The sequence below is a fragment of the Syntrophomonas sp. genome, from assembly GCF_028707975.1.
GTDB lineage: Bacteria > Bacillota > Syntrophomonadia > Syntrophomonadales > Syntrophomonadaceae > Syntrophomonas.
Genome location: NZ_JAQVZX010000009.1, coordinates 20,325 through 32,529 on the forward strand (window position 1 = coordinate 20,325; position 12,205 = coordinate 32,529).

The 12,205-nt window shown below is 47.5% G+C and carries 11 protein-coding genes; 9 read left to right on the forward strand and 2 right to left on the reverse strand.

Going from position 1 to position 12,205, the window contains the following annotated elements:
* The first annotated feature begins 5 nt into the window (after window positions 1-5).
* From hemW to mtaB, 9 genes are all read left to right on the forward strand, one after another.
* Complete coding sequence (hemW, locus tag PHP87_RS02445) at window positions 6-1,172, forward strand: radical SAM family heme chaperone HemW (protein ID WP_299918029.1); 1,167 nt, start codon at window positions 6-8, stop codon at window positions 1,170-1,172.
* Between the two features lie 95 nt (window positions 1,173-1,267).
* Window positions 1,268-2,293, forward strand: a complete 1,026-nt coding sequence (hrcA, locus tag PHP87_RS02450; protein ID WP_299918031.1) for a heat-inducible transcriptional repressor HrcA — start codon at window positions 1,268-1,270, stop codon at window positions 2,291-2,293.
* Window positions 2,294-2,453: 160 nt separating this feature from the next.
* Window positions 2,454-4,019, forward strand: a complete 1,566-nt coding sequence (locus PHP87_RS02455) for a TCP-1/cpn60 chaperonin family protein (RefSeq protein WP_299918033.1) — start codon at window positions 2,454-2,456, stop codon at window positions 4,017-4,019.
* A 12-nt stretch (window positions 4,020-4,031) separates the two neighbouring features.
* A complete protein-coding gene (gene grpE / locus PHP87_RS02460) occupies window positions 4,032-4,592 on the forward strand; it encodes a nucleotide exchange factor GrpE (RefSeq protein ID WP_299918034.1) in 561 nt (186 codons plus the stop codon).
* 121 nt (window positions 4,593-4,713) lie between these two features.
* Window positions 4,714-6,540, forward strand: coding sequence for a molecular chaperone DnaK (gene dnaK / locus PHP87_RS02465; protein WP_299918036.1), 1,827 nt, complete (start codon window positions 4,714-4,716; stop codon window positions 6,538-6,540).
* A 151-nt stretch (window positions 6,541-6,691) separates the two neighbouring features.
* On the forward strand, window positions 6,692-7,828 hold the full coding sequence (gene dnaJ / locus PHP87_RS02470; RefSeq protein WP_299918039.1) for a molecular chaperone DnaJ: 1,137 nt from the start codon (window positions 6,692-6,694) through the stop codon (window positions 7,826-7,828).
* Between the two features lie 13 nt (window positions 7,829-7,841).
* Complete coding sequence (gene prmA, locus PHP87_RS02475; RefSeq protein ID WP_299918042.1) at window positions 7,842-8,765, forward strand: 50S ribosomal protein L11 methyltransferase; 924 nt, start codon at window positions 7,842-7,844, stop codon at window positions 8,763-8,765.
* 22 nt (window positions 8,766-8,787) lie between these two features.
* Window positions 8,788-9,534: a 16S rRNA (uracil(1498)-N(3))-methyltransferase gene (locus PHP87_RS02480; RefSeq protein ID WP_299918045.1), complete on the forward strand. Its 747-nt coding sequence runs from the start codon at window positions 8,788-8,790 to the stop codon at window positions 9,532-9,534.
* Window positions 9,535-9,574: 40 nt separating this feature from the next.
* Window positions 9,575-10,945, forward strand: a complete 1,371-nt coding sequence (mtaB, locus tag PHP87_RS02485) for a tRNA (N(6)-L-threonylcarbamoyladenosine(37)-C(2))-methylthiotransferase MtaB (RefSeq protein ID WP_299918048.1) — start codon at window positions 9,575-9,577, stop codon at window positions 10,943-10,945.
* Window positions 10,946-11,250: 305 nt separating this feature from the next.
* Here mtaB and rpsU read toward each other — a convergent pair whose 3' ends face one another.
* Together rpsU and PHP87_RS02495 are read right to left on the reverse strand one after the other, a co-directional pair.
* Window positions 11,251-11,427 carry a 30S ribosomal protein S21 gene (rpsU, locus tag PHP87_RS02490; protein WP_011640975.1) on the reverse strand — a complete coding sequence of 59 codons (177 nt, stop codon included), beginning with the start codon at window positions 11,425-11,427 and terminating at the stop codon, window positions 11,251-11,253.
* Window positions 11,428-11,504: 77 nt separating this feature from the next.
* Window positions 11,505-11,855: a histidine triad nucleotide-binding protein gene (locus PHP87_RS02495; protein WP_299918056.1), complete on the reverse strand. Its 351-nt coding sequence runs from the start codon at window positions 11,853-11,855 to the stop codon at window positions 11,505-11,507.
* Window positions 11,856-12,205: the final 350 nt, after the last annotated feature.

Genomic DNA, 12,205 nt, shown 5'->3' on the forward strand with positions numbered 1-12,205 from the left:
TAAGCGTGGATATTGAGCCAAATATTAATAAGAAGCATGCCGGGATATACATTCATATACCATTTTGCCTCAAGAAGTGCGGCTATTGTGATTTTTATTCCCAGCCCCTTCAATCCTTGACCCAGCTTGAGCGCTATGCCACAGCTGTACGGCTGGAAATAGAAAAGCGCGCGGTTTTGTTTCCGGATACCATCATCTCCAGCATTTACCTGGGAGGAGGTACCCCCAGTTTGCTTGCTCCACAGCAACTGCAAAGCATATTGGGGGCCGTATCTCATTACTTTAAACTTGGTAGTAATGCCGAAATAAGCCTGGAAATGAATCCGGCTACAGTTAGAGAAGCCCATATAAGAGGAGTTTTAGCAGCCGGAGTAAACCGTATTTCTTTGGGGATACAGAGTTTTTCTGAGGATGAGTTGAAGATACTGGGGCGTGTTCATGGCTTATACGATATAATGCATAACATTGATGCCTTGCATAAAGAAGGATGCAAAAATTTCAACCTGGACTTGATCTATGGTATTCCTGGACAAAGCCTGGATACCTGGCAAAGGAGCCTGGAACTGGCAGTTTCCTGCAGGCCGCAACACATTTCCACCTATCTATTGCAGCTGGACGAGAGCACGCCGATGGCCCGGGCCATAAAAAGCGGTCAGATAAAGCTACTGGATGAAGAAAGCGAATATTCAATGTACCATCTGGCTTTGGATTACCTGCCCGAAAAGGGATTTTCCCATTACGAGTTGTCCAACTTCTGCCAGGTTGGTTTTGAGTGCCGCCATAATCTGAACTATTGGGGTGGTGGCGATTATATAGGAATAGGAGCGGGAGCGGTATCCTGCATCAAGCGGAAAAGATACCGGAACCGGCCGATTCTGGAGGACTATCTGATGGCGTTGGAGGCAGGAGATGAGGCTCCCATGGAAATACTGGAACAAATGAGTGTTGAGGAAAAAATGCGCGAAGAAATAATACTGGCTTTAAGGCTCTGCGATGGAATAGATTTAATGCAATTTGCCGATAGATATCACATAGATTTTAGAGGACGATTTGCGCTGGAAATTGAGGACGCGGAACAAAAAGGCCTGTTAAAAATGGAAAAGAATCGGCTTAGTTTAACCAGGAGGGGGTATTTTCTCTCCAATCAGGTTTTTTGCCGTTTTATGTCCTGATCCCCAGGCTTGACAAAGGTTTTTACAGGTGATATTTTCATAATAATAGCGATTAGCACTCAATAAGATAGAGTGCTAACAGGTGGGTGGTATTTATGACCCTGGATGAAAGAAAAAAGAAAATTCTTGAATCGATTATCCGCGACTATGTGGAAACGGCAGAACCGGTAGGTTCCCGGGCAATGGTAAAAAAACATGATTTAAGGATAAGCGCAGCAACGGTGAGAAATGAAATGGCAGACCTTGAGGATATGGGTTACCTGGAGCAGCCCCATACCTCCGCGGGTCGAATCCCGTCAGAAAGGGGATTCCGCTATTATGTTGACTGCATGATGGAGAAAGAGCCTCCCGGAGAGAGGGAATATGCTTTATTGCAGCAATTATTTGAGCATAATGTCGAGGATTGGGAACAGGTAATTCTGGGGATTGCTCATTTTCTATCCCAGATGACCCGCTATGCGTCTTTTGTTATTGTCCCGGCAGCCAAGTTCAGTGAATTTCGCAACCTGCAGCTGCTTCCCCTGGACCAGGGTAAAGCCCTGCTCTTATTGCTAAGCGATATGGGAGTGATAATGCATCGCATTATTAGTATTCCTGAGTTGGTGTCATCCCAGGATCTGCAGGCTATTGCCGAACTGTTCAACCAGGCCTTTAGAGGAAAGAGGCTGGAAGAAGTAAAGAGAAGCGATCTGCAACTCATAAGGGAGAGCCTCAGCCAGCGGCGCAGAATAATTGATAATGCTCTGGAAGCTATAGACAACCTGTTGCAAAATTCCCGGGATGAAAAGGTGTGGGTCAGCGGAGCCCTGAATATTCTTAATGAACCTGAGTTTAAGGACATGGAAAAGCTGAAACGAATACTGAATGTTTTAGAGGAAGATGATTCGCTGCGGCAGATTATTCCGGGAGAACTGGGGGAAGCCGTAGACATCAAGATTGGCCGGGAGAACTCGGTGGAAGAGATCCAGGAAATGAGTCTGGTCGTGGCGGGGTATAAGTCTTTTGGTGAGCTGGGTAAGATAGGAGTGATAGGCCCGGTGCGCATGGAATATTGGAAAGCGGTAGGTACGGTGGAAATCGTGCGGGATATTATTGAGGACTATCTAAAGGGGTTAGGATGATAAGGGTACTTTTATGGGTATATGCGAAAAACCACTTGGCCGAATGCATAGACATAATGTAGTAGAAAAGAAGTAAAACCTGAGGAAGAAAAATGTGTCAGAGGTCCACTTGACACAACAGAACCGTCCCCTTGATCCACTTGGTCCAGAGGAGGTAAATATGTCTGAAAAAAAGCTGGGCAGACCAGAGAAATCGGATGACAGATTCCAGGCTCTTTTAAGCAATGCCAGTGCTTCCCGGGCCATATCGCAAGCGGTGGAAGGCACCATTGGTCCCAAGGGCCTGGATATTATGATGGTGGATAGATTTGGCGATGTAGTTATCAGCAATGATGGGGTAACCATACTCAAGCTGATGGAAGTGAATCACCCTGCGGCCCGCATGATAATTAACACTGCCCGGGCCCAGCAATCAGAGGTGGGAGATGGTACTACAACAGCGACCATTATTGCTGGTGCGCTGGTAGCTGAAGGGGTGGAGCAGGTACTAAAAGGAGTACCGGTTACCCGGGTGATAGAAGGTATTGAGCGGGGCATAGTTGCGGCATTGAACCTAGTTAAAAAACAAAGCCGGGCGCTTGAATCCCTGGAGGATAAGGTGCTTTTTAACATTGCTGTGGTGGCCGGAAGGGGCAATCGCGATTTGGCCCGCCTGGTTATTAAGGGAGCACAACTGGTGGGACGAAAGAAGCTTTTGGATCGGGACTACAAATTTGCTGATGCGGTGCTAGCCCGGGAGCTGGCCCCCAGTCAGGTCTTCCGTGGGGTCTTGCTTAACCGGGAAGCCGTTAACAAGGATATGCCGGCAGTTTTGGAAAACCCTCTGGTACTGGTTATAGATGATGCCCTGGGGCCCGAAGAAATCGAACGGGAAGCCATGAAGAGCGAGAGCGGTTTCCAGTATTATCTGCAGGCCCGGGCCAAATACGAGGAAAACCTGCGTAAAATTCCCGAACTGGGAATAAAGCTGGTAGTGATTGACCGTGGTATTGATGATATGGCAGAAGAGCTCTTTACCGAAGCTGGAATAATGGCGGTTCAGCGGGTATCTTCCCGGGAAATCGAAAAACTTTGCCAACATACTGGTGCCAGGAAAATAAAACGAAATAGTCTTAACCGGGATCCGGATACCCTTAAGGGATATTTGGGTAAAGCCCGGATGGTTAAAACAGATGAAAAGCTGCAGCATATCTATGTATATGACGGTGGGGGAGAGAACTGGACCACCGTTCTCATAGGTGCCTCCACTGAAGAAGTAGTTGATGAGCGCGAACGCATGGCCAAAGATGCAGCTTCCGCCGTTCAGGCTGCAGTGCAGGGAGGGGTGGTTCCGGGCGGAGGGGCTATGGAGGTATGGCTGGCAGCTCATATGGAAGAAGTGGCCAGAGAGCTTGAAGGTATGGCCTCATTTGGTGTGAACTGTGTTAAGGAAGCCTTGATAAAGCCTTTTTCCTGTTTAGTAAGCAATGCTGGTTTCAACCCGCTGGAAAAATTGGGTGATGTGGTAGTGGCCCAGAGAAAGAACGGGAGTGATTCTATCGGGATTGACTGTGAAAAAGGAAAATTGATGGATATGATGCGACAGGGTATAGTTGATCCCGCCCTGGTAAAAATTCATGCTATTAAAGCAGCAGGTGAGGTGGCAGTGGCTATTTTAAGGATAAACACCATTATCAAAATGAAAAATGATCCGGGCGAGCTGGAAAACACTGAGAACTGGGATTAGAGGTGATTAATTATGAGTAAAGAAGAGCTTGAAATGGAAAGAATGCAAGAGCAAGAGAGAGTTGAACCCCTTGACTCCCTGGCAGGCATGGAAGTGGAAAGTGGAGAAATCCAGGCACTGCAGGAAGAATTGGCCAGGATACAGGAAGAAAAAAAGGAGAACTATGAGCTGTATTTACGGGCCCTGGCTGAACAGGAGAACATCAAAAAGCGGGCTGGCCGGGAACGAGAGGAATATGTAAAATATTCCACGCTGCCCCTTATCAATAAACTGCTGCTGGTTATTGATGACCTGGATCGGGCTCTGGATGTTTCCCATGCCAACCAGGACTTCGAAGCCTTGAACAAGGGCGTAGAGATGATAGCCCGGAAGTTACATGATTTAATCAAGAACGAAGGCGTTGAGGCGATTGAAGCGGTGGGTAAACCCTTTGATCCCATGTACCATCAACCGCTGATGGTTGAAGGCAGCAGTGAAGAACAGGAGAACATGGTGCTGGAGGAGTTTCAGAAGGGCTACATAATGCATGGCCGGGTAATTCGTCCCAGTCTGGTTAAAGTCAGCAACAGCTAGTTCCCCCTGAAGAAGCCGGGAGAAAGGGGGAATGATGGCATAAATATGCAAAGCAAGCTTTGATATCAAAGATCTCCTTTATGGGAGTGACTAGCTTAGATTATTATTGGAGGTGTGGCAAATGGGCAAGGTTGTGGGAATAGACCTTGGTACAACTAACTCAGTAATAGCCGTAATGGAAGGAAATGAAGCCCAAGTAATAAGCAATGCCGAAGGGGAAAGACTTACCCCCTCGGTGGTGGGATTTTCCAAAAGCAATGAAAGACTGGTGGGGAGGATTGCTAAACGCCAGGCCATAACCAATCCGGATCGAACGGTTTTATCTATTAAAAGAAGAATGGGTACTGATTATAAAGTAGAGATAGATAATAAGAAATATAGTCCCCAGGAAATATCGGCTATGGTTTTGCAGAAGATGAAAGCCGATGCGGAAGCTTATCTGGGTGAAAAAATTAACCAGGCGGTAATCACTGTCCCCGCCTATTTTACTGATGCTCAGCGGCAGGCAACCAAAGACGCGGGAAAAATAGCCGGGCTGGAAGTTTTGAGGATTATCAATGAACCTACCGCAGCAGCCCTGGCTTACGGGCTGGATAAGGACGAGAATCAGACCATCCTGGTATTTGACCTGGGCGGAGGTACTTTTGATGTATCCATACTGGAAATCGGCGATGGGGTTTTTGAGGTCAAGGCCACCAGTGGTAATAATCGCCTGGGGGGCGATGATTTTGACGAGAGGATTATGAACTGGTTGGTGGAGGAATTCAAAAAAGAACAGGGTGTAGACCTGAAAAATGACAAGATGGCTATGCATCGCCTCAAGGAAGCGGCGGAAAAGGCCAAACACGAGCTTTCCGGAGTGATGAGCACCGACATCAACATCCCTTATATCACGGCTACCCAGGCAGGGCCGCTGCATCTGGAAAAATCCTTGACCCGGGCCCGGTTTGAAGAAATGACCGCCGATTTGGTGGAAAAGACCATGGGGCCTGCGCGCCAGGCGATGAAAGATGCCGGCCTGAAGACCAACGAGTTGGATAAAGTGATACTGGTAGGTGGCTCCACCAGAATGCCGGCGGTACAGGAGGCCATAAAGAACATTACCGGCCGGGAACCCTTTAAAGGAATAAACCCGGATGAAGTTGTGTCGGTTGGGGCTGCCATTCAGGCTGGGGTTTTAACCGGCGAAGTCACCGATGTGGTATTGCTTGATGTCACCCCTCTCTCGCTGGGAATCGAGACTTTGGGGGGAGTATTTACCCGAATAATTGACCGCAATACCACTATTCCAACGGCCAAGAGCCAGGTATTTACTACCGCGGCGGATAATCAGACTTCGGTAGATATTCATGTGCTGCAGGGGGAAAGAAAGATGGCTACCAGCAATGTTACCCTGGGGCGCTTCCAGTTAAGCGGGATACCTTCAGCTCCTCGCGGGGTACCGCAGATTGAAGTAAAATTTGACATAGATGTCAATGGCATAGTAAATGTGACCGCTAAAGATACAGCTTCAGGGAAAGAACAGAGAATTACCATAACTTCTTCCAGCGGCTTGAGTGATGAGGAAATTGATCGCATGGTAAAAGATGCTGAAAAGTTTGCTGAGGAAGATGAGAAGCGCCTGGAGGAAATCGAAGCCCGGAATGCGGCGGATACTATGATATACCAGACGGAAAAGACCATAAAGGAATATAGCGAAAAAATGGATGAGGAATCCCAGAAACAGATTGAAGAGGCCCGGGATGAGCTGAAAACGGTTCTGGAGGGTAGCGATATCGAGGATATAAAGAAGAAAACCGAGGCCTTGACCGAGGTAATTTTCAAATTTACCACCAGGATGTATGAAGAAGCCAACAAGAATGCGGAAGCTGGTCAAGCTGATGCAGACGATGGTGAAGTTTTTGATGCTGATTACAATGTCGAAGATGACGATAAAAAGGATAGTTAGTTTTATGGTGGCAGGAACTTGAGTTTTGCTTAGCAAATAATCGGAGATCCCATGCAAGTATTTTCATGGGTGTAAAGTTACTCAGGGAGAGGGTGATACCCGGCGATTCCAGTCGTCCGGGTAGGCCTGTTTTTCAGGAAGGTGGGAAAGGATGTCCGCAAAGCGTGATTACTATGAAGTTTTAGGCATTTCCCCAAATGCCAGTGCCGAAGAAATTAAGAAAGCCTACCGGCTGAAAGCCAGAAAGCTGCATCCCGATGTTAACCGGGACGATCCCCAGGCAGACGAGAAATTCAAAGAGATCTCCGATGCTTATGAAATTTTAAGTGATCCCCAAAAAAAAGAATTGTATGATCGCTTCGGGCATGACGCTTTCGATCCTTCACGCAACGGAGCCGGAGGCTTTGGAGGGTTTGGTGGATTTGATGATCTGGGTGGTGGCGGCTTTGGGGATATATTTGATATATTTTTCGGTGGTGCCGGAACCCGCAGGAGAACCGGGCCTCAGCGGGGAGCCGACCGCGAGGTACGCCTGGAAATAAACTTTGAGGATGCCGTTTTTGGTATAGAAAAGGAGATCGAAATATCCCGGATGGAACGCTGTGAAAAGTGCAAAGGCAGTGGAGCAGAACCAGGCTCAGAGGTCAAGACCTGTCCTAGTTGCCGGGGAACAGGGCAGCAGCGGACGGTGCAGAACACTCCTTTTGGCCGTTTTGAAACTTCCCGGCCATGCAGCCAGTGCCGGGGCGAAGGCAAGATTATTGAAAAGGCCTGTTCAGTCTGCAAAGGTAATGGGGAACAAAGGAAAACCAGAAGAATCGATATTAGAATTCCGGCTGGTATTGACAGCGGTTCGCGTCTCCGCGTTCAGGGCGAAGGCGAGCAAGGTATAAGAGGCGGACCCTCAGGAGATCTTTATATTACTATACTGGTTCGGCCTCATGCTTCTTTTAAAAGAGAGGGTTATAACCTCATATGCAAGCTGCAGATCGATTTTGTCCAGGCGGCCCTGGGAACTGAAATTGAAGTTCCTCTGCTGGGGGGCGCGGTTCATTTGCTGAATATTCCCGAAGGAACCCAACCGGGGGATATTATAACGATAAAAGGAAAAGGCATTCCTCACCTGCACAGTCACCGTAGCGGGGATCTCAAGGTTCAGGTCGAGGTTAAGATTCCGCGCAAGCTGAGTCGCCGGCAAAGGGAAATTCTCCTCCAGTTTGCGGAAGAAGGCGAAGAAAAAGGAGGAAAAAAAGGCCTGTTCGAAAAATTCAAAGATGCTATGGGATAGAGGGTGTAGTGGAATGAAATGGAAAGAGATCAGCGTCTTGACCGAAGGGATTTGTATAGAAGCAATAGCCGGAATCTTCCATCGGCTTGGTTCTGGCGGAGTAGTTATTGAAGACCCGCAGGCGGCCAGGAAATATGAAAACCAGGAGGAATGGAACCCTAAATTGGTTTCGCCGGACTTTCTCGCGCACGAGTTTGTGCTTATTAAAGCCTATTTTATGGAAGAACGAGAAGTAGTGGAGGAGTTACAAAGCTGCCTGGAGGCGGTCAAAGAGAACTTCAATGTTGAGTGCCAAGTTTTTATTGATGAGGTTAGAGATGAAGATTGGGAGAGCTCCTGGAAAAAGTATTATCACCGCTTTAAAATAGGCGAGCGCCTGGTAATCAAGCCCTCCTGGGAGGATTACCAGCCCCAAAGTGGAGAAGTAGTGATAAATATTGATCCGGGCATGGCTTTTGGCACCGGTATCCATGCGTCCACCCGTTTTTGCATGAAGTTTATTGACCAATATGTAAAAGGGGGAGAAAAGATTATTGATGCCGGTTGTGGTTCCGGTATCCTGTCCATCGCCGCGGCCCAACTGGGAGCAGTTCAGGTGTTGGCTATGGATGTTGAGGAATTGTCGGTAAAAATTGCCCGGGAAAATGTGGAGTTGAATGGACTGAGCGACATTATTACGGTCAAGCTTGGGGATATCGTGGAGGAAATCCAAGCATTCGAGACTGATATGGTTGTGGCCAATATTACGGCCGAGGTGGTAAGCTGTTTAATCCCGGAAGCTGCCAAAGCTTTAGCCTCAGGGGGATATTTATTTGGTTCCGGAATTGTCGACAGCCGCTGGCCGGGAGTGGAGAAGCAATTGAAAGCCCATGGCTTTGTTATTGAGCAGGTTCTCCAGGATGTTGATTGGATAGGAGTAGCGGCGCGAAAAGAATAAACCGGGAATGGGGTGCTAGAGTTTGCCTCGTTTTTTTGTTTCTGCCGATAATATCAAGGGAAATACAGTTCTGATTGATGAGGAGCAGACCCGGCATATAGAAAAGGTTTTGCGCCTCAAGAGTGGTGATATAGTTAAGGTTTTTGATGGAAATGGGAATGAATACCAGCTGCGCTTGCAGGAAAAAAGGCAGAAGAAATTGCAGGCCGAGATACTTTCCCGGGAGACTATGTTGGAGGACCTGGCCATTAATCTCACTCTGGTTCAAGGGATAGCCCGGAGTGAGAAGATGGATTTTATTATTCAGAAGGCGGTAGAGCTGGGGGCAAGAAGCATTATTCCCTTGCAAAGTGAGTACAGTGTGGCCCGCTTTAATGAAGAAAAAGAGGGAAAGAAGATAAAACGCTGGCAGAAGATTGCGCAGGAAGCCTGCAAGCAGTGTGGCCGCAACCATATTCCGGAAGTTGAACCCGTCTTAGATTTTTCCGCTCTTATGGCCCATATCGGGGATAAACCGGCCTTGCTCTGCTATGAACAGGAGAAGGAAGTCCATTTCCGTACGCTATTAAGGGAACAGCGGGAAAATTTTTGCACCCGGGGTCTTTTTCTCATAATAGGGCCGGAAGGGGGCTTTTCCCCGGCAGAAGTCGAAATAGCCAGAAGACAGGGCCTCTTCATAGCGGGCCTGGGCCCCAGAATCTTGCGAACGGAAACCGCCAGCCTGCTGGCTTGCGGCATTATCATGTACGAATATGGTGAACTAGGCTGAAGCAAGGGGTCGTGCTGAGTGCATGAGATGGGAGTCAATTATGAAAAAAGTGGCTTTTCACACTCTGGGATGCAAAGTAAACCAGGTGGAAACGGAACAGTTAAAGGAAAAGTTCATACAAAAAGGCTATCAACTGGTAGACTTCAATGAAAGCGCGGATCTGTACATTGTCAACACCTGTACCGTGACTCACAGCAGTGACCGCAAATCCAGGGCCATGCTGCGCCGCGCCGCCAGAAGGAATCCGGAAGCACTGGTTATTGCTACCGGTTGCCTGGCTCAAGTAGATGCCGCGCAATTGGCGGCCATACCCGGACTGGATCTAATAGCAGGCAGTCAGCAAAAAGAAGACATTCTCGACCTGATTGAAGGACAGGTCGTCAGCAGGAGCGAGTCGGAGCCTCTTGTTGTTTGCCCGCCACAGGTGGCGGGCAAACAACTTCCGCCGATTATCTATTCCAAGCGGCATGAAAGATCCCGGGCTTTTGTAAAAATTCAGGATGGATGCCAGAGTTTTTGTTCTTACTGCATCGTTCCTTTCGCTCGCGGTCCTTCCCGGAGCAAGCTGCCGGAGGATGTGGTGGCCGAGTTGCGGCAACTGGTGGACCTGGGTTATCACGAAATCGTATTGACCGGTATTCATACCGGGCTTTATGGAAATGACCTGGTAGATTGGAATCTTAGCAGTTTGCTGCGATTGCTATTCGCCCGGGTGGAGGGTGATTACCGCATTAGGCTGAGTTCCCTGGAGCCTCTGGAGATAGACGAGGATTTGCTGGAGATGGCAGCCGGCGGGGAAAGGCTCTGCCGTCACTTTCATATTCCTTTGCAGAGTGGAAGCAACCGTATATTGCACGCCATGAACCGCCGTTATGATCGGGACTTCTATTATAAACTGGTACAGGAAATAGTGCAGAGGGTGAAGGGAGTGGCCGTAACCGCGGATGTAATGGTGGGCTTTCCCGGCGAAGAAAAGAAGGATTATCAGGATACCCTGGCTTTGTTACAGGATTTACCCCTTTTGGACTTGCATGTCTTTAAATTCTCAAAACGACCAGGAACGGCCGCCGCAAAAATGGAGCCTCAGGTCAGTGACAGCGAAAAAGAAATGAGAAGTGCCGAACTAATACAACTGGCTGAAGCAAAAAAGCGGAGTTTTATACACCGGCAACTGGGACAGGAACTGGAGGTGCTGGTAGAGCAGAGGGCAGGAGAAGACTCTTGTCGGGGTCTTAGCGACAATTATTTTGAGCTGGAGTTTTCTTCCCCCCGGGAACTGATCGGTGAACTGACCGGTGAACTGACCATGGTCAAGCTGGAGGCTATGGAAAACAGCATCGCCAGGGGGAGACTATTGTATGGCTCTTTTCTAATAGAACCCCACTGCCACGATACTAACCAGGAAGGATAGGATTACCAGTCCAACCAGGATATAAACCAGCTTTTTTTGCCGAGGATTGCGCATACCTTTGTTCATAAAACCCATCTTTAAATCATCCCTCATTTTAAATTTATTTTATCTATTGCCAAAATCATAAAACAATCTGTGTTTACGCGTCAAATTAATCAGCGCCAAATACCATTTAACAGCTCAATCAGCCAAAATATTTAAGAGTCTGGTAAAGCTTTACTTACCAGACTCTTAAAACACTTTATTCTATTATCGTTCTGGCACTGGAAGCACCGTAGTTGCTAGATTCCACTGTTTAAGCGGTATTAGAATCTTTTCTTTTTGCGGGCCGCTTCTGATTTTTTCTTTTTCTTAATACTCGGTTTTTCATAGTGTTCGTGTTTCCTAATATCTTGTAAAACTCCTGCCTTCTGACAGGAACGTTTAAACCTCTTTAAGGCACTGTCAAGGGATTCGTTTTTCCCGACTTTTACTTCGCTCATTATTTCCCTCCCCTCAACCGACCAGCTTTAAGTAAATACCAATCTATTTTACTATTTAATATGCTTGATAGTCAAGATTAGCCTGGCGGCCAGGCCAGTTGCCTACCTCCCAGCAAATGATAGTGCAGGTGTAAAACCGACTGACCTCCCCATTCTCCGCAATTGTTTACCAGGCGATAACCCTTGTCAGCTATGCCCAGCTCCCGGGCAAGTTTAGCCGCAGTTGTCTGCATGCAACCCAACAACTCTACATTTTCATTGGAAGCCTGATCCAGAGAAACGATGTGCTCACGGGGGATTAGCAAAATATGTACCGGAGCAGCCGGATTTATATCCTTAATCGCCACTATCCTCTCGTCTTCATAAACAAGCTCAGCGGGAATCTCACGGTTTACAATTTTGCAAAATAAGCAATCGCTTTTATTCAAGTACTCACCTCCATGAATCATAGTCTCTTCATGAGCTATGGTTTTGGAATCTGTTGCGGGTTAAGTTAAATCAGATCTTGCCTTAATTCTATCAGAAAATGCGTTTAAGTCAAAAGTTGTTTAGCGATAAAGATGGTGGCTTCCCTTTGCTAAAAAATACAATTCCTGGCCAGGCTATCTATTTCAACGACATGGTGGAGCAACTCTTGATGAGTTTCCGGTTTAAAAAAAATCTATCTTCCTCAAATTCTACAATAAAACGGTGTTCCTCACCCACCTGCTTCATATATTTCTTTGATAGTGTTAATGGCATGAAACAAGTGAGCCGGGAGAAGATTTCCTGGCCTTAT

Coding starts and splice junctions, on each gene's coding strand:
- dnaJ (WP_299918039.1), top strand. CDS start 6,692: ATGTCCGCAAAGCGTGATTACTATGAAGTTTTAGGCATTTCCCCAAAT.
- mtaB (WP_299918048.1), top strand. CDS start 9,575: ATGAAAAAAGTGGCTTTTCACACTCTGGGATGCAAAGTAAACCAGGTG.
- grpE (WP_299918034.1), top strand. CDS start 4,032: ATGAGTAAAGAAGAGCTTGAAATGGAAAGAATGCAAGAGCAAGAGAGA.
- rpsU (WP_011640975.1), bottom strand. CDS start 11,427: ATGAGCGAAGTAAAAGTCGGGAAAAACGAATCCCTTGACAGTGCCTTA.
- dnaK (WP_299918036.1), top strand. CDS start 4,714: ATGGGCAAGGTTGTGGGAATAGACCTTGGTACAACTAACTCAGTAATA.
- prmA (WP_299918042.1), top strand. CDS start 7,842: ATGAAATGGAAAGAGATCAGCGTCTTGACCGAAGGGATTTGTATAGAA.
- hrcA (WP_299918031.1), top strand. CDS start 1,268: ATGACCCTGGATGAAAGAAAAAAGAAAATTCTTGAATCGATTATCCGC.
- PHP87_RS02455 (WP_299918033.1), top strand. CDS start 2,454: ATGTCTGAAAAAAAGCTGGGCAGACCAGAGAAATCGGATGACAGATTC.